The sequence below is a fragment of the Salinarimonas sp. genome (assembly GCF_046292825.1).
In the GTDB taxonomy this organism is placed as follows: Bacteria; Pseudomonadota; Alphaproteobacteria; order Rhizobiales; family Beijerinckiaceae; genus Salinarimonas.
Window position 1 is genome coordinate 1 of record NZ_JBKBQG010000042.1, and the last position, 20,056, is coordinate 20,056.

The 20,056-nt window shown below is 71.3% G+C and carries 13 protein-coding genes; 3 read left to right on the top strand and 10 right to left on the bottom strand.

Going from position 1 to position 20,056, the window contains the following annotated elements; genetic code table 11:
- Positions 1-307: 307 nt before the first annotated feature.
- The 4 genes from ACK4UM_RS16800 to ACK4UM_RS16815 all read right to left on the bottom strand — a co-directional run bounded on the left by ACK4UM_RS16800 (position 308) and on the right by ACK4UM_RS16815 (position 6,394).
- Entirely contained in the window at positions 308-952 is a 645-nt protein-coding gene (locus ACK4UM_RS16800) for a hypothetical protein (RefSeq protein ID WP_409801296.1), read from the bottom strand.
- Positions 949-3,888: a class I SAM-dependent DNA methyltransferase gene (locus ACK4UM_RS16805; RefSeq protein WP_409801300.1), complete on the bottom strand. Its 2,940-nt coding sequence runs from the start codon at positions 3,886-3,888 to the stop codon at positions 949-951. Before ACK4UM_RS16805 ends, ACK4UM_RS16800 begins: the two co-directional genes overlap by 4 nt.
- Positions 3,889-4,503: 615 nt before the next feature.
- Entirely contained in the window at positions 4,504-5,097 is a 594-nt protein-coding gene (locus tag ACK4UM_RS16810) for a nicotinate-nucleotide adenylyltransferase (RefSeq protein WP_409801384.1), read from the bottom strand.
- Positions 5,098-5,107: 10 nt separating this feature from the next.
- Positions 5,108-6,394, bottom strand: a complete 1,287-nt coding sequence (locus ACK4UM_RS16815) for a glutamate-5-semialdehyde dehydrogenase (protein WP_409801303.1) — start codon at positions 6,392-6,394, stop codon at positions 5,108-5,110.
- Between the two features lie 619 nt (positions 6,395-7,013).
- Here ACK4UM_RS16815 and ACK4UM_RS16820 point away from each other — a divergent pair.
- On the top strand, positions 7,014-8,858 hold the full coding sequence (locus ACK4UM_RS16820) for a M3 family oligoendopeptidase (protein ID WP_409801306.1): 1,845 nt from the start codon (positions 7,014-7,016) through the stop codon (positions 8,856-8,858).
- Between the two features lie 726 nt (positions 8,859-9,584).
- Here ACK4UM_RS16820 and ACK4UM_RS16825 read toward each other — a convergent pair.
- Positions 9,585-11,771, bottom strand: coding sequence for a ComEC/Rec2 family competence protein (locus ACK4UM_RS16825; RefSeq protein ID WP_409801309.1), 2,187 nt, complete (start codon positions 11,769-11,771; stop codon positions 9,585-9,587).
- A gap of 205 nt (positions 11,772-11,976) precedes the next feature.
- On the opposite strand from ACK4UM_RS16825, the gene gltX reads away from it, so the two are divergent.
- Both gltX and gltA read left to right on the top strand, forming a co-directional pair.
- Positions 11,977-13,401 (top strand): glutamate--tRNA ligase, encoded by a 1,425-nt coding sequence (gene gltX / locus ACK4UM_RS16830; RefSeq protein ID WP_409801312.1) that lies wholly within the window; start codon positions 11,977-11,979, stop codon positions 13,399-13,401.
- Between the two features lie 203 nt (positions 13,402-13,604).
- Positions 13,605-14,897 (top strand): citrate synthase, encoded by a 1,293-nt coding sequence (gene gltA / locus ACK4UM_RS16835; RefSeq protein ID WP_409801315.1) that lies wholly within the window; start codon positions 13,605-13,607, stop codon positions 14,895-14,897.
- A gap of 299 nt (positions 14,898-15,196) precedes the next feature.
- Here the strand turns inward: gltA and hisI are convergent, their stop codons facing one another.
- From hisI to betI, 5 genes are all read right to left on the bottom strand, one after another.
- Positions 15,197-15,631 (bottom strand): phosphoribosyl-AMP cyclohydrolase, encoded by a 435-nt coding sequence (gene hisI / locus ACK4UM_RS16840; protein WP_409801318.1) that lies wholly within the window; start codon positions 15,629-15,631, stop codon positions 15,197-15,199.
- A gap of 105 nt (positions 15,632-15,736) precedes the next feature.
- Positions 15,737-16,099 (bottom strand): DUF2934 domain-containing protein, encoded by a 363-nt coding sequence (locus tag ACK4UM_RS16845; protein ID WP_409801321.1) that lies wholly within the window; start codon positions 16,097-16,099, stop codon positions 15,737-15,739.
- A gap of 95 nt (positions 16,100-16,194) precedes the next feature.
- Positions 16,195-17,886, bottom strand: a complete 1,692-nt coding sequence (gene betA, locus ACK4UM_RS16850) for a choline dehydrogenase (RefSeq protein ID WP_409801324.1) — start codon at positions 17,884-17,886, stop codon at positions 16,195-16,197.
- A gap of 7 nt (positions 17,887-17,893) precedes the next feature.
- Positions 17,894-19,360 carry a betaine-aldehyde dehydrogenase gene (betB, locus tag ACK4UM_RS16855; RefSeq protein WP_409801387.1) on the bottom strand — a complete coding sequence of 489 codons (1,467 nt, stop codon included), beginning with the start codon at positions 19,358-19,360 and terminating at the stop codon, positions 17,894-17,896.
- A complete protein-coding gene (gene betI, locus ACK4UM_RS16860) occupies positions 19,351-19,989 on the bottom strand; it encodes a transcriptional regulator BetI (protein WP_409801327.1) in 639 nt (212 codons plus the stop codon). The genes betB and betI overlap by 10 nt, the downstream gene beginning before the upstream one ends.
- Positions 19,990-20,056 lie beyond the last annotated feature (67 nt).

A 20,056-nucleotide genomic window follows, 5' to 3' on the forward strand; every position in this document is an offset into this window, starting at 1 on the left:
CTCCCCGTAGGGGAGGGTGGACGCTCGAGCGCCAGCGAGAGCGGCCGGGTGGGGCACGGGGCGCGGGGGATGTTCTCCGACCGACGGGCCCCACCCGACCTCGGTCGCTGCCGCTCCCGAGGCCACCCTCCCCTCCGGGGAGGGATGACGGGCACCCATCCCTCCCATAGGGGAGGGTGGACGCTCGAGCGCGAGCGAGAGCGGCCGGGCGGGGCACGGGGGATGCTCTCCGACCGACGGGCCCCACCCGACGTCGGTCGCTACGCTCCCGAGGCCACCCTCCCCTACGGGGAGGGACGCGCCGGATTCAGCGCGGGACGAAGTAGCGGCGGCCGTCGGGGGCGATGCGGGCGGAGCCGGTGGCGACGAGGGTGTCGAGCACGGCGGCGACGCGGGCGCGGCGCTCGCGGCTCGCGCGGCCCTCGAAGGACACGGCGACGGCGTCGACGACGACGGGCGCCGGCGCGCGGGAGAGCACCTCGCGCACGATGCGGATCTGGTCGAGCCCGTCGGCTGGCCAGCGCAGGCGCGCGGCGGCCGGCACGATGTCGAGATCGGGCAGCTCGGCCTGGCTCGCCTGCGGCACGCGGGCGGCGAGGCGGGGCACTTGAAAATCGGGCCGCAGCCAGCGCACGAGCCCGCGCGCCTCCTCCGCCGCGCGCTCGCGGTTGAGCGCGACGAGGCGCACGAGGAGCTCCTCCTCGGCGGCGGCCTGCTCGGGGGCCACATGCGCGCTCGGATTCGTCGCTCCGGGGCGGCCGACGAGAGCGGGAGCGAGGTCGTCGAAGCCGTAGGCCTCGAGCACGGCGCGGTCGATCGCGTCGTGGATCTCGCCGAGGATCGCGACGAGCCCCGCCTGATGCACCGCCCGCTCCTCCTCGTCGAGGGGGCGCGGATCGGCGCCCGTCTCGATGGCGCGCAGGCGCTCGAGGACGTTGTAGAGGCCCGTCATCGTGAGCTGCGGATGGCGGGCGAGGCGATCCTTTCGAAGCGCGTCGAGCCGCTCGCCGAGGGTGCGCAGGCGGGTGCGAAGGGGGGTGTCGGCGGAAAGGGCGGCGGGGAAGGGTAGGGATCGAGGCAATGCGTCTTCACGTAAACCGAGTCGTTCCCTACCCCGAGCCAACCGCCTGTTGCCATCGACCAGCGCCCGTGCAGACGCGACGACAGCACAGCAAGGTGAGCCGCGTCCGTGAGGCCGATCGCGACGAGCTTGTTGTCCGGGCGGATGCCCGCGTCGAGGAATTGGAAGGTGCGGTGCTTGGCGGTCTCGACGGTGGCGATGTAGCGGGGGAGGTCTGCGAGGAAGGCGCGGAAGTCCGCCCGCGGCTCGCCGAATATCCACCATTTGTCGCGATACGTGGCTCGATTGTTCTGATCCCGCTCCGGCTTCACCATCTCCTTCACATGCTGATAGACCGCCGGAAACCGGTCGCGCACCTCCTCTATCTCCAGCGGATAGAGATCGATCACCATCACCCCGCGCGGTCGCCCGGTCAGATCGCGCCCGTTCCGATAGGGTAGGATGTGCGCGTCGAGCCCCTCGACCGTTCCGAGACCGAGAGCCTCGGCCTTCTCCGGCGTCACGATGAAGCCGGCGCCGTGCAGCTTCACGCCGGGACTGGACAGGGCCTCGTTCGCCAAGAGCGCGGTGGTGCTCCCCAGATCCGCGCCGATCGCGAGATTGGCGGCGATCACCCCCTCCCGCCGCGACAGCTCCACCACAGGCGTGTCCGTGTCGAGCTCGGCTTCCGAGACGACCTTCGCCAACACCCCCTCCCCCGCCCCGCGGGCGCAGACGGTCATCGCGATGCGCACGGCCGCGCGGTCGGCGGATTTGAGCCAGGGGTGGTCCGGCACCGCGAAGACGAGCCGGAGCGGGTCGTCGCCGGCGCGATGGCGCTCGATGACGCGGCGCGAGAAGGTCTGCACGATGGAATTCGTGGTGATGAAGCCGAAGCGCTCGAGGCGCCCTTCCGGCTGCGCGACGGCCCGCCCCCTCCCCTTCCCCGCCTTGCGCGGCGCGTCCTCCACGGGCGTCGGCGCACGAAGCCGGTTCGCCGCCTCGTCCCAGAAGTGCATCACGAGATCCGCCCCGCCGGGCAGGTGCGGGCGCACCGCCCAGAGGGCTTGCGCATAACCGTCCCCGAGCTGCGCGCGCAGATCCTTGCCGCCGATGAAGGGCGGGTTGCCGACGATGAAATCGGCCTGCGGCCACGCGGCCCGGCGGGGGTTCTCGTAGGAATAGACCTCCACCCGCGCGGCGGGGTCGGGCACCTCCCGCCCGGTGATCGGGTCGATCGTCGTCGTGACCCCGTCCCAGCGCGTGACGGGCGCGCCCGCGGCATCGCGCACGAGCACCTTGCGGTCGTAGGCGAGGAGCGCGTCCTGCGCCTTCACGGTCCCGTAGGCGTGCAGCACCGGCGAGCCGACGGCACGGGGACCGCCCGTCCGGAGCTGCCAGTTGAGGTAACCGATCCAGAGCACGAGCTCGGCGATCGGCACCGCGCGCGGATTGATCTCGAGCCCGTGGAACTGGCGCGGGCTCACCGTCTCGCCCTCCATCGCGAGCCGGCCCTGGCCTTCGCCGAGCGCGTCGAGCGCCTCCAGCACCTCGCCCTCGAGCCGCTTCGTCAGCTCGAGCGCGACATAGAGGAAGTTGCCCGTGCCGCAGGCGGGATCGAGCACCCGCACGCTGCACAGCCGGTGGTGGAAGCCGCGGACGATCGCGATCGCGCCCGCGACGTCGCCCGCCCGCTCGAGCTCCCCCGCGCGACCGCGCGCCACGTCCCATTCGGCGCGCAACGGCTCGATGATCGTCGGCACCACGAGGCGCTCGACATAAGCCCGCGGCGTGTAATGGGCGCCGAGCGCCGCCCGCTCGCGCGGGTCGAGCGCGCGTTCGAGCAGCGTGCCGAAGATCGCCGGCTCGACCTCGCTCCAGTTCCGCTCCGCCGCGGCGTGCAGCTCGGCGATCTCGTCGGGATCGAGCGGCAGGGCGCGGCGGGTCTTGAACAGGGTGCCGTTGAAATGGCGCAAGGTCGCCATGACGTGCGGCTCGTAGGTGCCCTCGTCCATCGCCCGCCAGAGGCTCTCGACGGCGGGCACGAAGCTGTCCGGCGCGGCCCGCAGCCGCCCGAGGAGATCGCGGAAGGCGTCCTCGGGCAGGAGCCCGACGTCTTCCGCGAACATCGTGAACAGGCAGCGCATCAGGAACTCCGCCACCTCCTTGGCGTCGTGGCGGGTCTCCAGCCGTCTCGCGATGCGCGCGAGGCGGGCGGCGACGTCGCTCGTGACGCGGGCGGATTCCCGGGCGGGATCGAGCGCGCGCGGATCCTCGAACACGAGGCGCAGGCGGGTGCGCACCGCCTCCTCGCGCAGATCCTCCATGCGGATGCGGTAGCGCGCGCGATCGGGAAAATGGGCGTAGTTCTTGCCCTGGCCGGAGAAGTCGGCGAACAGCTCGATCGCGCGGCCGACGTCGACGACGACGAGGAAGGGCGGGTAGCCGTCGGCGACGGGCAGCGCGCGGGCATAGTTCTCCGCCTGCCGGCGCGCTTCCAGCATCACCTGGTCCCAGGCGCTCGCCGCCGCGCCCACCCGCGCCGCGCGCTTGCCGGATTGCTTGGCCTCGAGCACGAACGAGCCGCGTTTGTAGCAATCGATGAAGCCCGGCGTGCGCGAGCCGTCCGGATGGACGAAGTCGACGCGCCGCTCGAAGACGTAGTCGTTGCGCTCGGCCTCGGCGCGCGCGAAGCCGGGCTCCGCGACGCCGAGGAGGCGGCACAGACGCTGCACGAAGAGCTGGTAGTTCGCGCGCTCGGGCCCGTCCGCGTCCCGCACGGCCGCGACGAAGCGCTCGACCCGATCCCCCTCCCCGCCCCCGCCCATATCGCTGTCACTTGCGAATCAATGATTGCAATAATGATGCGTTACGAATCCAGGCGAGTCTAGTTTTTCTTCCCGATGGGGTACGAGATTCGCACATGGTGAGCCGCGCATAGGAACGGGACGACGAGGCGCCGCCCCTCTCATCACACGAGGGATCGCAACGCCTTCGCCGATTCTCTACGCCGTCATTCCGGGGCGCGAAGCGAGCCCGGAACCCAGATCCACGACCTTCGATGAGCAGCCTATAGGCTGCGTCCGACGACCGATCGACGCTCAGATGGTGTGCGACGAGCGCGCATGCGCGCTCGCAACCAGCGCCGGGAGTCTGGGTTCCGGGCTCGCTTCGCGCCCCGGAATGACGGCGGTGAAGAGATTTCCAGCCTAATGATTGTTTTTCACAAATCATGCAAGAAAACGATGGGTGCACTCCGTAGCCTTCACGGGAGAGATGACGCGCACCCATCCCTCCCCGGAGGGGAGGGTGGACGCTCGAGCGCGAGCGAGAGCGGCCGGGTGGGGCACGGGGCGCGCAGGATACTCTCCGGCCGACGGGCCCCACCCGACCTCGGTCGCTGCGCTCCCGAGGCCACCCTCCCATCCGGGGAGGGATGTCGCTCAGCCGCGCCGCTTGCGCAGAGCCGTCGAGGACAAGGGCGAGCGGGGGCCGTGGAGGTAGATCCAGGCGGGGGGATCGCGGTCGGGGAGCGTGCGCGCGGCCTCCTCGGGCAGGCGGGCGGGGCCGAGGATGCGGGCGGCGCGGGAGAGCGGCGCGGTCAGCGTCAGGCCGGGGCGGTCGATCACGGCGATCGGCACGCGCGCGGCGATCTCGCGCCAATCCTGCCAGCGGTGGAAGCTCGAGAGCGAATCCGCGCCCATGATCCAGACGAAGCGCACGCCGGGGCAGCGGCGCTGGAGATGGCGGATCGTCTCGATCGTGTAGGGGCTCGGCAACTGCGCCTCGAAGCCGGTCACGGCGATGCGCGGATCGCGGGCGAGGCGGCGCGCGGCCTCCATCCGCTCGGGCAGGCGGGCGAGGCCGGCGCGCTCCTTCAACGGGTTGCCGGGCGTGACGAGCCACCAGAGCCGGTCGAGCCCGAGCCGGCGGATGGCGCGGCGCCCCACCATCAGATGTCCGGCATGGGGCGGGTCGAAGGAGCCGCCGAACAGGCCGATTCGCATGCCAGGCTGGAAGGACGGCAGGCGGATCATGCTCACCCGGTCACGGACGCGTCTGCCCCGTGCCGTGCACGCGGTATTTGAAGGAGGTCAGCTGCTCGACGCCGACGGGCCCGCGCGCATGCATCCGCCCCGTCGCGATGCCGATCTCCGCGCCGAAGCCGAACTCCCCGCCATCGGCGAATTGCGTCGAGGCATTGTGCATGACGATGGCCGAATCGACCTCGGCGAGGAAGCGCGCGGCGGCCGCCTCGTCCTGCGTGAGGATCGATTCCGTGTGGCTCGAGCCGTAGGTCGCAATGTGCACCATCGCGGCATCCAGGCCGTCGACGACGCGCACCGAGATGATCGCGTCGAGATATTCGGTGCGCCAATCCTGCTCGGTCGCAGGCGTCACGCGCGGATCGACCGCCTGCGTGGCCTCGTCCCCGCGCACGGCGCAGCCGGCCTCGAGGAGCATGCGCACGAGGGGCGCGAGATGGGTTTCGGCGCAGGCGCGGTCGACCAGAAGCGTCTCGGCGGAGCCGCAGATGCCGGTGCGGCGCAGCTTCGCGTTGCGGACGATGCTCAACGCCATGTCGAGATCGGCCGCCCCGTGGACGAAGACGTGGCAGATGCCCTCGAGATGCGCGAAGACGGGCACGCGCGCCTCCTGCTGCACGCGCGCGACGAGGCTCTTGCCGCCGCGCGGCACGATCACGTCGATCGCGCCTTCGAGCCCTGCGAGCATGGCACCGACCGCCTCGCGGTCCTTCGTGGGCACGAGCTGGATCGCGGCCTCGGGCAGCCCCGCTTCGGCGAGCCCCTTGCGCATCGCCGCCTCGAGCGCGCGCGCCGAGCGCAGGCTGTCGGAGCCCGTGCGCAGGATCGCGGCATTGCCGGCCTTGAGGCAGAGCGCGCCGGCATCGGCCGTGACGTTGGGGCGGCTCTCGAAGATCACGCCGACGACGCCCAGCGGCGTCGCGACGCGCTCGATGACCAAGCCGTTCGGCCGCTCGAAGCGGGCGAGGACGCGCCCGACAGGGTCCGGCAGCGCGGCGATGGCGGCGACCGCATCGGCTATGGCGCCGACGCGGCCCTCGTCGAGGGCGAGCCGGTCGAGATAGGATGCGGGCTGCCCCGCCTCGCGCGCCTCCGCGACGTCCTGCGCGTTCGCCGCGAGGATCGCGGGCGTGTCGGCGCGGATCGCCTCGGCCATCGCCTTGAGCGCGGCATCCTTCTGCGCGGCGGGCGCGTTCGCGAGGCCGCGCGCGGCGGCACGGGCGGCACGGCCGATCGAGCGCATGATCCCCTCGACGGGAGAGGCGGCGGGCACGGCACGGACGGACATCGGGCTCCTCGGCAGGATGCAGGGCACGGGAGCGGGGCTTCTAGCACCTTTGCGCGCGCGTGGGGAGAGCGGGAGGCGAATCCCTCCCCGGAGGGGAGGGTGGCCTCGGAGCCGAAGGCGAACGAGGTCGGGTGGGGCAAGGGTGGAGACGATCCCGACCCCTTTCGCTCCGCTCAGGGGCCACCCTCCCCTCCGGGGCTACGGAATGCACACGTCGTCGTTCTTGCATGCATACGACAGAAGCAGCGCGCTCCCTCTCCTTCCCCTCAGGGGAAGGTGGCTCCGGACGCGATCAGCGTCCGGAGACGGATGGGGTCTTTCGACCCGAAGGGTCGAAGGGGCGTCGGGAGCCGCCTTACGTAAGGAGCTCCATGACGACGCCCCTTCGCCGCTTTCGCGGCGAATGACCCCATCCGACCCGTCGCCTTCGGCGCCGGGCCACCTTCCCCTGAGGGGGAGGAGAGCGGCGGCGCATTCTCGTCTCGATCCCATGCGCAGATCACGACGTGTGAATCGCGGAGCCCTCCGGGGAGGGATTTCGCCCCCTCGCCGATTATCCTTGCCTCCCCCGCCCGGCTCCCCATTATCCCCCTTCGCACCAGAACGAGACGAGAGCCCGATGCATCGCGACATCCGCCCCCTCCCCCTCCGCGCCGCGCCCGCCACGAAGGCCGCCGGGGACAATCTCGGCGCCTTGCCGGAATGGAACCTCGACCACCTCTATCCGGGCATGGACAGCCGCGCGTTCGCCGACGACATGGAGAAGGCGCGCGCCGAATGCGCCGCCTTCGCGCAGGCCTATCGCGGGCGGCTCGCGGAGATGGCCGAGGGCGCGGATGCCGGGGCGGCTCTGCACGCGGTGATCGTGCGCTACGAGGCGCTGGAGGATCTGCTCGGGCGGCTCATGTCCTATGCCGGCCTCGTCTATTCCGGCGACACGACCGACCCCGCGCGCGCCAAGTTCTACGGCGACACGCAGGAGCGGCTCACTGCCGCGACCTCCGAGCTCCTGTTCTTCGGGCTCGAACTCAACCGCCTCGACGACGCGCGGGTGGACGCCCTCGTGGCCCATGAGCCCCTGTCGCATTACCGCCCCTGGCTCGAGGATCTGCGCAAGGACAAGCCCTTCCAGCTCGACGACCGGATCGAGCAGCTCTTCCACGAGAAGTCGACCACCGGTCGCGCGGCCTGGAACCGGCTCTTCGACGAGACCATCGCGGCCCTGCGCTTCCGCGTGCGCGGCGAGGAGCTCGCCATCGAGCCGACGCTCAACAAGCTGCAGGACCGCGACGAGGAGGTGCGGCGCGACGCGGCGATGGCGCTGGGCGAGACCTTCCGCTCGAACCTGCGGGTGTTCACGCTGATCACCAACACGCTCGCCAAGGACAAGGAGATCGCCGATCGCTGGCGCGGCTTCGAGGACGTGGCGGATGCCCGCCACCTCGCCAATCGCGTCGAGCGCGAGACGGTGGAGGCGCTCGTCGAGGCCGTGCGCGAGGCCTATCCGCGGCTGTCGCACCGCTATTACAAGCTCAAGGCCAAGTGGTTCGGCCGCCCGCAGCTCGCCTTCTGGGACCGCAACGCGCCGCTGCCGGCGGTCGAGCAGCGTACGATCGGCTGGGAGGAGGCGCGCGACACCGTGCTCGGCGCCTATGCCGAATTCTCCCCGCGCATGGCCGAGATCGCGAGCCGGTTCTTCGACGAGCGCTGGATCGACGCGCCGACGCGCCCCGGCAAGGCGCCGGGCGCCTTCGCGCACCCGACCGTGCCCTCGGCCCACCCCTACGTGCTCCTCAATTACCAGGGCAAGCCGCGCGACGTGATGACGCTCGCCCACGAGCTCGGCCACGGCGTGCACCAGGTGCTCGCGGCGCACAATGGCGCATTGATGGCGCCGACCCCGCTGACGCTCGCCGAGACCGCTAGCGTCTTCGGCGAGATGCTCACCTTCCGCCGCCTCCTCGACCGCACGACCGAGAAGGCCCAGCGCAAGGCCATGCTCGCCGCCAAGGTCGAGGACATGATCAACACGGTCGTGCGACAGATCGCCTTCTACACCTTCGAGCGAAAAGTCCACCTCGCGCGGCGCGAGGGCGAGCTGACCTCCGAACAGCTCTGCGAGATCTGGCTCTCCGTCCAGGGCGAATCGCTCGGCCCCGCGATCCGCATCGAGGCGCCCTACGAGACCTACTGGACGTACATCCCCCATTTCGTGCACTCGCCGTTCTACGTCTACGCCTATGCCTTCGGCGATTGCCTCGTGAACTCGCTCTACGGCGTCTACGAGAACGCGTCGGACGGCTTCGTCGAGCGTTACTTCGCTTTGTTGTCGGCGGGCGGCTCCAAACCCTATCGCGAGCTCCTCGCCCCCTTCGGCCTCGACGCCTCCGACCCCGCCTTCTGGCGCATCGGGCTGTCTATGATCGAGCGGCTGATCGGGGAATTGGAGGCGATGGAGGAGTGAGGGGGGCGCATCCCTCCCCGTAGGGGAGGGTGGACTTTCGAGGCGCCAGCCGAGAAAGGCCGGGGGGGGCCACGGCGCTCGGCGATGATCCTCCACCCGGGCCCCACCCGACCCCTTTCGCTACGCTCAGGGGCCACCCTCCCCTACGGGGAGGGATTCGCGCCCGCCGTCCAGGCGGTCCTCAACTCCGATCGGCGAGCCGCTCCTGCAACGCCTGCCTGATCATCTCCGGCCACCCCGGCGCTCGCGGCGGTGCGAGGGCAGGTGCGGCGGATCAGGGGGGCGCATCCCTCCCGGTACGACTTCGTAGTGTCACATCGGCGTTCGTCCATGCGTTCGCCAAAAGCGGTGCGGCCGCTCTCCTTCCCCTCAGGGGAAGGAGAGCGGCGGCGCATCGTTGCATCGATCCGATGCGAGGGACACGACGTGTCGACGTCGTAGCCCCGTCGGCCGAGTGGGGCGCGGCGCGCGGCGATGATCCTCCACCCGGGCCCCACCCGACCCCTTTCGCTACGCTCAGGGGCCACCCTCCCCTACGGGGAGGGATTCGCGCCCTCCGTCCCGTGACCGCTTCGCAAAACCCCTCTCCCGAATGGGAGAGGGGCAGGGGTGAGGGGATACGGCGTCAGGACTGGCTCACGGGCCGCGACGCCACGTCCGCGGCAAGACCCCCACCCATAAGCCCTCACCCCCGGCCCCTCTCCCATTCGGGAGAGGGGAGACGGGCTACGGGGAGGGATGTGCGCGCAGCCAGGGGCGGCGCTCGTCGGCTCGGCGGACGGTGTCGATCCGCATCCCGTCTTCAACGAAAGCGATCGCCAGCGCGCCGGAGCGGGCGAGCGTCGCGCGGTCGATCAGGAGCGGCGGGGTGCAGGTCGGCGGGGCGCGCAGGCGCGTGACGACGATCGCGGCGCGCGCGCAATCCTCGGCGAAGGCGGCTTCGTCGAGGACGAGGGCGACGGCGCCCTCGCGCTCCGCGAGGCTCGGCGGCGGCGCGGGCACGCGCGCGACGCAGCCGAGCGGGTCGCAGGCGCTGCCGACGGCGAGGCTCGGATCGGCGGGATCGCGCGCGTCCCCGTCGGCGCGCAGCCATTCGACGATGGTGAACTCCCCCGGCCGCCCGACGACCACGAGCCGCCCGTCGCCCGCGCGCAGAGCGACGCCGCGGCCCTCGCGATCGACGAGGAGATGGGGGCGTGCGGGCGCGACGGCGAGGACGAGCCCCACGAGAGCGGGCGCGATCGCGAGGAGGCGCAGGCGCGAGACGCAGAGCGCGGCGATCAGGAGCGCGACGACGAGCGCGCCGAGCGCGCCCGCCGAGAAGCCCGCCACCACGATCCGCGAGCCCGGCACGCTTGCTACCGCGTCGGCCACCGCGAGCACCTGCGCGACCCCGAACCCCATCGCGACGAAGGCGGGCGCGTCGAGGCCGAGCGGCATCAGCGCCATGCCGAGGACGCCCGCCGGCATCACGAGGATCGAGACGATCGGCAGAGCGAGCACGTTGCCGAGAAGGCCGTAGGGGTTCGCGATCTGGAAATGGTAGGCGGCGAAGGGGCCCGTCGCGAGCGTGGCGATGAGCGTCGTCGTGAGGATGCCGAAGACGAACAGCCAGGCGGCGCGCGCGACGCGCTCGAGCGGGCCGGGCGGCGGGCGCGGCGCTTCCTCCCGGCGCCGCGCGGCCGCCCATTCCGCTGCCGCGATCAGCCCCGCCACCGCCGAGAACGACATCTGGAAGGAGGGGCCCACCAGCGTCTCCGGCTCGCGGGCGAGCACGACGAGGGCGGCGAGCGCGAGGTTGCGCATGGAGAGCGCCGGACGGTCGAGGATCACCGCGCCGAGCATGATCGTCGTCATCACGAAGGCGCGCTCCGTCGCGACCGCCGAGCCGGAGAACACGCAATAGAGCCCGCCCGCGAGGATCGCGCACGCCGCCGCGATCTTCTTGATCGGCCAGCCGAGGGCGAGCGTCGGCACGAGGGCGAGGAGCGCGCGCAGGCCGAAGAAGACGGTGCCGGCGACGAGCACCATGTGCAGGCCCGAGATCGAGACGATGTGGTAGACGCCCGCCGCGCGCAGGGCCTCGTTCGTCTCCTCGGTGATGAGCCCGCGCTTGCCGGTCAGGAGCGCTGCCGCGACGGCCCCCGCCTGGCCGCCGACGAGGTCGGCGATCCGCACCGTCGCGTCCGTCCGCAGCCGATCGAGACGCGCGGAGGCCGCGAGCGCGAGGCCGGGCGGGAGCGGCGGCTCGGCGCGGGCGAGCGGCCCGAGCGCGTTGCCGACGGCGCCGATGCCGGCGAAATAGGCCTCCTTCGCGAAATCGTAGCCGCCCGGCCGCACCGCCTGCGGCGGCGGCAGGAGCCGCACGCGGCCGACCACGTAGTCGCCGGTCGCGATCTCGCCCGCGTCCCGCAGCCAGACGCGTGCGCGAAACGCCCCCTCCCCCGAGAGCGAGAAGCCGTGATCGACGACGCGCAGGACGATGCGCGCGCCGCGCTCGCGCGGCTCGAGGCTCTCGACGAAGCCGGCGACGGGTCCGCTGCCGGGGATCGCGAGGATGGGCGCCGCGACGCTCGCCTGGCGCAGGGCCGCCGCGGAGAAGCCGGCGGCGATCCAGGCGATGGCGCAGAAGAGGAGGAAGAGCGGGAAGCGCGCCCGCAAGAGCGCCGCCGCGAGCGCGGCCGCGGCAGACGCGAGGAGCGGCGGGCCGGCGGGCGCGTCGGCGATCGCGAAGAAGAGCAGGATGCCTGCGCCGAACAGGACCGCGCCCCACGAGAACAGCCGCCGCCGGGCGATCTCGAGGGCGATCGCGTCGGCGAGGGCGGCCCGCAAGCTCGGGCGAGGACGCGTCGCGGATCGGCCGGCGCGCCGCGCGCGGCCTGCCCGATCCGCAACCTCGTCGGCGACGATCATGATCGCAACCCGCCCTCCACCGGAGCGTGCACGCTAGCGCGACGCGCACCCAGGCACGAGCGTATTTGTCCGAACCGCAGGCGCCTCGCGCGCGTTTCCGCCACGCTCGAAATGCTCTACAGGAGCGAGGGTCCGCGGCCGCGCTCCGGCGGCCGACGGTCGCGCCTTTGCCGGATGCCCCGAACGCGAGAGAGCCAGACCGCCGATGTCCGAGACGATCGTCACCCGCTTCGCCCCCTCCCCCACCGGATTCCTGCATATCGGCGGGGCGCGAACGGCGCTCTTCAACTGGCTCTACGCCAAGCGCTTTTCCGGAAAGATGCTCCTGCGCATAGAGGACACCGACCGCGAGCGCTCCACCGACGAGGCGATCGCGGCGATCCTCGACGGGCTCTCCTGGCTCGGCATCGATTGGGAGGGCGAGCCGGTCTACCAGTTCTCGCGCGCGGCGCGCCATCGCGAGGTCGCCGAGGAGCTCCTCGCCTCGGGGCGCGCCTATCGCTGCTATGCGAGCCAGGAGGAGCTCGCCGAGATGCGCGAGCGGGCGAAGGCCGAGAAGCGGCCGCTGCGCTACGACGGCCGCTGGCGCGATCGCGACCCGAGCGAGGCGCCGGCCGGCGTCGCCCCCGTGATCCGCCTGCGCGCGCCGACCGACGGCGAGACGGCGGTCGAGGACCGGGTGCAGGGCCGCGTCGTCTGGCAGAACAAGGACCTGGACGACCTCGTCCTCCTGCGCTCGGACGGCACGCCGACCTACATGCTCGCGGTCGTCGTCGACGACCACGACATGGGCGTCACCCACGTGATCCGCGGCGACGACCACCTCACCAACGCCGCGCGCCAGACGCAGATCTACGAGGCGATGGGCTGGACCCCGCCGGTCTTCGCGCACATCCCGCTCATCCACGGGCCGGACGGGGCCAAGCTCTCGAAGCGCCACGGCGCGCTCGGCGTCGATGCGTACCGCTCGATGGGCTACCTGCCGGAGGCTTTGCGCAATTACCTCGTGCGGCTCGGCTGGGCACATGGCGACCAGGAGATCTTCTCGACGCAGGAGATGGTCGACGCCTTCGACCTGCCGGCGATCGGCCGCTCGCCGGCGCGGTTCGACTTCGCCAAGCTCGAGAGCCTCAACGGGCACTACATGCGCGAGGCCTCCGACGAGCGGCTGGTCGAGGCGCTCGACACGATCATGCCCGAGCTCGGCCCCGAGCGCGGGCTCGGCACGCAGCTCGCCCCGGACCTGCGCGAGAAGCTGCGCGCCTCGATGCCGGGGCTCAAGGAGCGCGCCAAGACGCTCGTCGACCTGCTCGACAGCGCCGCCTTCCTCTACGAGAGCCGGCCCCTCTCCCTCGACGAGAAGGCCGCCAAGCTCCTCGACGAGGCCGCACGCGGGCGAATCGCGGCGGTGGCGGAGCGCCTCGCGGCTCTCGAGACCTTCGACGCGGCCTCGACCGAGGCGGTGGTGCGTGCCTACTCGGAAGAGACGGGCGTCAAGCTCGGCCAGATCGCCCAACCCCTGCGGGCCGCCATCACCGGGCGCACCACCTCGCCACCCCTGTTCGACGTCATGGCCGTCCTCGGCCGCGAGGAGACGCTCGCGCGTTTGGGGGACCAAACGGGGCGATAAGGGAAAAAACGTAGGGCGAGGCCTGCGAAGCCTCGCCCTTTGGCCCGCTTGAATGCGGGTTTCGGATCGGGTACCCCTTCGCTCGACCTCTCACAAGCGACCGACGCCGGAGCGGGTCGGCCAGCCGAGCGGGTGCGTGCCGCGCGCTGTCGCGGCGTGCTCGCTTTTCGGTCACGGGCGCTCCAGAAGAAAGGGCCTTGCGCATGACGAGCACGACCAGCACGCTTCAGATCGACGGGAAGACCGTCGAGCTCGGGGTGAAACCGGGCACGATCGGGCCTTCCGTCGTCGACATCTCGAAGCTCTACGCGCAGACCGGCGCCTTCACCTACGATCCGGGCTTCACGTCGACGGCGAGCTGCGAGTCGTCGATCACCTATATCGACGGCGACGAGGGCGTCCTGCTCTATCGTGGCTATCCGATCGAGCAGCTCGCCGAGCACGGCGACTTCCTCGAGACCTGCTATCTGCTGCTCTACGGCGAGCTGCCGACCCCGGCCCAGAAGGCCGATTTCGACTTCCGCGTGACCCGTCACACGATGGTTCACGAGCAGATGCAGCGCTTCTTCATGGGCTTCCGCCGCGACGCCCACCCGATGGCGATCATGGTCGCGGTCGTCGGCGCGCTCTCGGCGTTCTATCACGATTCGACGGACATCTCCGATCCGCAGCAGCGCATGATCGCCTCCATGCGCATGATCGCCAAGATGCCGACGCTGGCCGCGATGGCCTACAAGTACTCGATCGGCCAGCCCTTCGTTTACCCGAAGAACGACCTCGACTACGCCTCGAACTTCCTGCGCATGTGCTTCGCGGTGCCGTGCGAGGAGTTCCAGGTCAACCCGATCCTCTCGCGCGCGCTCGACCGGATCTTCATCCTTCACGCCGATCACGAGCAGAACGCCTCGACCTCGACCGTGCGTCTCGCCGGCTCGTCGGGCGCGAACCCCTTCGCCTGCATCGCGGCGGGCGTGGCCTGCCTGTGGGGGCCCGCCCATGGCGGCGCCAACGAGGCGGCGCTTCGGATGCTCGAGGAGATCGGCACGCCCGAGCGCATCCCGGAATTCGTCGCGCGCGCGAAGGACAAGAACGATCCCTTCCGCCTGATGGGCTTCGGCCACCGGGTCTACAAGAATTACGACCCGCGCGCCAAGATCATGCAGAAGACCACCCACGAGGTCTTGAGCGAGCTCGGCATCAAGGACAATCCGCTGCTCGAAGTGGCGATGGAGCTCGAGCAGATCGCGCTGCGCGACGAGTATTTCATCGAGAAGAAGCTCTATCCGAACATCGACTTCTACTCGGGCATCACGCTCAAGGCGATGGGCTTCCCCACCACGATGTTCACGGTGCTGTTCGCGCTCGCGCGCACCGTCGGCTGGATCGCCCAGTGGGCCGAGATGATCGAGGACCCGTCCCAGCGCATCGGCCGCCCGCGCCAGCTCTATGTCGGCGCGCCGAAGCGCGACTACGTCCCGGTCGCCCAGCGCGGCTGAGGCGCCGGTTCGGACGAGGAAAGATCGAGGCGGGCCACAACGGCCCGCCTTTTTCTTTGGTGGTGGGGGGGGAGCATCCCACCCGGTGTCATCCCCGGCCGGAGGGCGCCTGCGCCCGGAGGGGACGGGGACCCAGCAGAGGAAGACGCGTGCGGAGCACGCTCTCGTGCCGCCGACCAGGCGGCTCGCCGCCGCCGCAAGCGCTTGCTGCGCAAGCATCTTTTCGTGCTGGGTCCCCTTCCCCTGCGCACGCTGCGCGTGCTCCGGCCGGGGATGACACGGAGGGAGCTGCTCGGCCGTCACCCGATCGCCGCGAGGCGGACGCTGCCGTCCTCGGCGCGCTCCACCCGGCGGTAGAAGCAGGCGCGGCGGCCGGTATGGCAGCAGCCGCCGTCGCCGGCGACGTCGACGAGGAGGACGAGGGCGTCCTGATCGCAATCGACCCGGATCTCGCGCACGGTCTGGATCTGTCCGCTCGTCGCGCCCTTGTGCCAGAGCGCGCCGCGCGAGCGCGACCAGTACCAGGCCTCGCCCGTCGCGAGGGTGCGCGCGAGCGCCTCGTCGTTCATGTGCGCGACCATCAGGATCTCGCGCGTTGCGGCATCGACCGCGATCGCGGTGACGAGCCCGTCGGCGGAGAAGCGCGGGGCGAGGACCTCGCCTTCCTCGAGGGCGGCCTTGTCGGCGAGGCTCGGGAAGGCGGGGGGCGTTGCGGTCGGGGTCTTGGAGGTCATGGGCGGCTCCTGTGCCGCCCTCCCCTGCCGCCGCGCGGCCGACGCGTCAAGGGCGCGGGCGAGCGGGCGGCGAGCGGGACCCCGCTCGCGACCCCGCGCGCGCCCTCAGACGCTCTTCTTGGCGCGGGGCTTCTTCGCCGCGGGCGCCTCGTCCGAGGCCGCCTTCGACGTGCCGGCCTTGGCCTTGGACTTCGCCGGCGCCTTCGCCTCCGAGGTCGTCTCGTCGGCGTTCTTCGCCGTCTTCGCGGCAGGCCGCTCGGTCGCGGACGACGCCTTGGCGCGCGCACCGCGCGCCGGAGCCGCCTCGCTCCCCTCGGCCGGCGACCCTGTCGCCTGGCCGCCATTGCCCTCGGCCTCGAGCTCCCGACGGATCTCGATCTCGGCCTGATACCAATGGTCCTCGGCGCGGCCCTCGCGGCCTTCGCGCTGCCAGATCTCGTAGGCCCGCGCGCGGATCCTCTCTTCCATCCCAACCCTCCAACGGCGACGTGCCCCCACGGCGAGCATTATCGACGAGCGGGGGCGGTGGCTAGCCCCCGCAAGAGCTTGGCAGGACAAAGTTTTCAGGAAATCGCCACGCGCGGCGCGCGCGGGCGCTGGCGCCGCTCCCAATCGGGGTCCTCGTGGAAGGGGGCGTTCGCGGGCGGAAGCGGCGCGCGGCCGGCGATCAGGTCCGCCGCCTTCTCCGCGATCATGATGGTCGGCGCGTTGAGATTGCCCGAGACGATCGACGGCATGATCGAGGAATCGACCACGCGCAGGCCCTCCACCCCGTGCACCCGGCACTCCCCGTCGACCACGGCGTCGGCACCGGAGCCCATCTTGCAGGCGCCGGAGGGGTGGTAGGCGCTCTCGCAATGGCGCGAGACCCAGGCGTCGATCTCGGCATCGGTGCGCACCTGCGGCCCCGGCGCGAGCTCGATGCCGCGGAAGCGGTCGAAGGCCGGCTGCGCGAAGATCTCGCGGGTGAGCCGCACCGCCGCGCGCATCTCCTCCCAATCCTCGGGATGCGCCATGTAGCGCGGGTCGATCAGCGGATGGGCGGCCGGGTCGGCGCTCGCGAGGCGCAGCCGCCCGCGGCTCTGCGAGCGCATCGGCCCGACATGAGCCTGGAAGCCGTGGCGATCGGAGGGGTTGCGCCCGTCGTAGCGCACGGCCATGGGCAGGAAATGGTATTGCAGGTCGGGGTGCCGAACGCCCGCGCGGGAGCGGATGAAGGCGCCCGTCTCGAAATGGTTCGTCGCGCCGAGCCCGCTCTTGCCGAGATACCATTGCAGCCCGATGCGGATCTTGGCGAGCGGCGCGAGGGCGCCGTAGAGCGTGATCGGCTCGAGGCATTCCTGCTGGACGTAGATCTCGAGATGGTCCTGCAGGTTCTCGCCCACGCCCGGCAGATCGTGGCGGGGGGCGACACCCACTTCCTGCAGATGGTCGGCCGCGCCGATGCCGGACAGGAGCAGGATCTGCGGCGAGCCGATCGCGCCGGCGGCGAGCACCACCTCGCGATCCGCGCGGATCTCCTCGACCGCGCCCCCTTTGCGCGCGACGCGGATGCCCGTCGCGCGGGTGCCCTCCAGCATGACGCCGAGCGTCTGCACGCCGGTTCGCACCACGAGGTTCTCGCGCGTCGTCGCCGGGCGCAGATAGGCCATCGCGGTCGACCAGCGCTTGCCGCGATGGACGGTCGCGTCCATCGTGCCGAAGCCCTCCTGGCGGTGGCCGTTCTGGTCGTCCGTCGCGTCGTAGCCCGCTTCGATCCCGGCCTCGACGAAGGCGCGGTAGAGCGGGTTCTCGGCGCGACCGGTCGAGACATGGAGCGGACCCTCGCCGCCGCGATAGGCGTCCGGCCCCTTGGCGCGGGTCTCGGCCTTGCGGAAATAGGGTAGGACATGCGCGTAGGACCAGTGCGCGAGCCCCGGATCCCGCGCCCAGCGCTCGTAATCGAGGGCGTGGCCGCGGACATAGGCCATGCCGTTGATCGAGGAGGAGCCGCCGAGCACGCGCCCGCGCGGCCAATGCATCCGCCGCCCGCCGAGATGCTCCTGCGGGAGCGTCCAGTAGTCCCAATTGTAGGTCGTCGACTGCATCGGGTAGGAGAGCGCGCTCGGCATGTGGATGCGCCAGTCCCACCAATGGTCCGGCCCGCCCGCCTCGACGAGAAGGACGCGCACGGACGGGTCCTCGGAGAGGCGCGCGGCGAGCACGCAGCCGGCCGAGCCCGCGCCGACGACGACGTAATCGAAATGCGTGTTCATGGGATGCTCAATACGGCGCCTCGACGTCGCCGAGCGCGACGTAGACGCTCTTCTCCTGCGTGTAATGGGCGATCGCCGCGTGCCCGTTCTCGCGGCCGAGCCCCGATTGCTTGACGCCGCCGAAGGGCATCTCGATCGGCGTGAGATTGTAGGCGTTGATCCAGACCGTGCCCGCCTCGAGCCGGTCCGCGACGCGGTGGGCGCGGGCGAGGTCGTTCGTGAACACGCCCGCCGCAAGGCCGTAGGGCGTCGCGTTGGCGCGGGCGACGACCTCCTCCTCGTCGTCGAAGGGCAGGACCGTCATCACCGGGCCGAAGATCTCCTCGCGGACGATCTCCATCTCGTCGGTGCAGCCGGCGAACACGGTCGGCGCGACGAAGAAGCCGTTGGAGCACGCACCCTCCGTCACCCGCTCGCCGCCGACGAGGAGGCGCGCGCCCGACGCCTTGCCGCGGTGGATCGCAGCGAGCACCTTCTCCATGTGCTCGGCCGAGATCAGCGGGCCGACATGGGTCGCGGGATCGCTCGGATCGCCGATGCGCATCGCCTTCGTGCGCGCGACGAGGCGCTCGAGGAAGGCGTCCATGACGGCGCGCTGCACGAAGACGCGGGTGCCGTTCGAGCAGATCTCGCCCTGGCTGTAGAAATTGCCGAGGAGCGCGCCACCGACCGCGTTGTCGAGCTTGGCGTCGTCGAAGACGATCAGCGGCGACTTGCCGCCGAGCTCCATCGTCACGTGCTTGAGGGTCGATGCCGCGTCCGCCATCACCGCGCGCCCGGTGCCGACCTCGCCCGTGAGCGAGACCTTGGCGATGGCGGGATGGCGCACGAGGAGCCTGCCGGTCTCGGCGAAGCCCTGGACGACGTTGAAGACGCCCGGCGGCAGCCCCGCCTCCGTCAGGATCTCGGCGAAGGCGAGCGCCGTCGTCGGGGTCAGCTCGGCGGGCTTGAAGATCATGGCGTTGCCGCAGGCGAGCGCGGGCGCGGCCTTCCAGCAGGCGATCTGGAGCGGGTAGTTCCAGGCGCCGATGCCTGCGCAGATGCCGAGCGGCTCGCGCTTCGTGTAGGCGAAGGCGGAGGGCCCGAGCGGGATCTGCCGGCCCGTGATCGCGGGCGCGAGGCCGCCGTAATAGGTCAGACAATCCGCTCCCGAGATCACGTCGACGACCGACGTCTCGGAGATCGGGCGGCCGGTGTCGCGGGTCTCCATGGCGGCGAGCGCGTCGTTGCGCGCGCGCAGGATCTCGGCGGCGGCGAGGAGCACGCGCCCGCGCTCGGCTCCGGTCATGCGCGACCAGACGGCGAAACCCTCGCGCGCGGCGGCGACCGCGTCCTCGACGTCCTCGGGTCCCGCGACGTCGACGGTGGCGATCAGGCTGCCGTCGGCGGGGTTGCGGGTCTCGAAGCGCTCGCCGGAGCGGGCCGGGCGTCGTGCGCCGGCGACGTAGAGCGGGAGATGGTCGCTCACGCGGATTTCCTCTTCTTCTCGTTCTCGGTGACGATCGCCGTGCCGATGCCGCGGGCGGCGAGGTGCAGATCGAGCGTCTCGAGCACCAGCCTTCGGGCGGCGGGCGCGTCGAGATCGCCGTCGGAGAGCGCGGCGCGCATCCAGATGCCGTCGATCAGGCTCGCGACGCATTCGGCGAGGCGCGCGCGCTCGGCCTCGCCGAGGCCCATCCGGCCGAGCTCGCGGCGCAGGTTCGATTCGAGGCGGCGGCTGTAGACGCGCTGGAGCCGCCGGAGGGCCGGCTCGTGCGGCACCTGCCCCCAGAAGGCGAGCCAGGCGGCGACGATCTGGGGGGTCGATTGCGTCTCGTCGAAATTCGCCGACACGATCGCGGCGATCCGCGCACGCGGCGCCGGCCCCGCCTCGGCGAGACGCCGTGAGACGAGCGCCTGCAAGTCGGTGAGCAGCGAGCGCATGGTCGCCGCCAAGAGCTCGCCCTTGGAGCCGAAATAATGGGCGATGAGCCCAGCGGACATGCCGGCGCGCGACGCGATTCGCGCCATGGTGAGCGCGTCGTATCCGTGCGCGTGGATCGCGGCGATGGTCGCCTCGATCGTCTGTCTTCTTCGGATCGACGAGACGCCGACACGCGGCATCGAGGGCTCCTTCACGAACAGCCTGGCCGTGGGGTTGACATCCGAACAGTGCCGGACGTTAATTGAA

What these genes read in the sequence shown, in the direction of transcription:
- hisI (WP_409801318.1), bottom strand. Translation starts at nt 15,631, where the DNA reads ATGACCTCCAAGACCCCGACCGCAACGCCCCCCGCCTTCCCGAGCCTC.
- ACK4UM_RS16845 (WP_409801321.1), bottom strand. Translation starts at nt 16,099, where the DNA reads ATGGAAGAGAGGATCCGCGCGCGGGCCTACGAGATCTGGCAGCGCGAA.
- betA (WP_409801324.1), bottom strand. Translation starts at nt 17,886, where the DNA reads ATGAACACGCATTTCGATTACGTCGTCGTCGGCGCGGGCTCGGCCGGC.
- gltA (WP_409801315.1), top strand. Translation starts at nt 13,605, where the DNA reads ATGACGAGCACGACCAGCACGCTTCAGATCGACGGGAAGACCGTCGAG.
- ACK4UM_RS16825 (WP_409801309.1), bottom strand. Translation starts at nt 11,771, where the DNA reads ATGATCGTCGCCGACGAGGTTGCGGATCGGGCAGGCCGCGCGCGGCGC.
- gltX (WP_409801312.1), top strand. Translation starts at nt 11,977, where the DNA reads ATGTCCGAGACGATCGTCACCCGCTTCGCCCCCTCCCCCACCGGATTC.
- ACK4UM_RS16800 (WP_409801296.1), bottom strand. Translation starts at nt 952, where the DNA reads ATGACGGGCCTCTACAACGTCCTCGAGCGCCTGCGCGCCATCGAGACG.
- ACK4UM_RS16820 (WP_409801306.1), top strand. Translation starts at nt 7,014, where the DNA reads ATGCATCGCGACATCCGCCCCCTCCCCCTCCGCGCCGCGCCCGCCACG.
- ACK4UM_RS16810 (WP_409801384.1), bottom strand. Translation starts at nt 5,097, where the DNA reads ATGATCCGCCTGCCGTCCTTCCAGCCTGGCATGCGAATCGGCCTGTTC.
- betI (WP_409801327.1), bottom strand. Translation starts at nt 19,989, where the DNA reads ATGCCGCGTGTCGGCGTCTCGTCGATCCGAAGAAGACAGACGATCGAG.
- ACK4UM_RS16815 (WP_409801303.1), bottom strand. Translation starts at nt 6,394, where the DNA reads ATGTCCGTCCGTGCCGTGCCCGCCGCCTCTCCCGTCGAGGGGATCATG.
- ACK4UM_RS16805 (WP_409801300.1), bottom strand. Translation starts at nt 3,888, where the DNA reads ATGGGCGGGGGCGGGGAGGGGGATCGGGTCGAGCGCTTCGTCGCGGCC.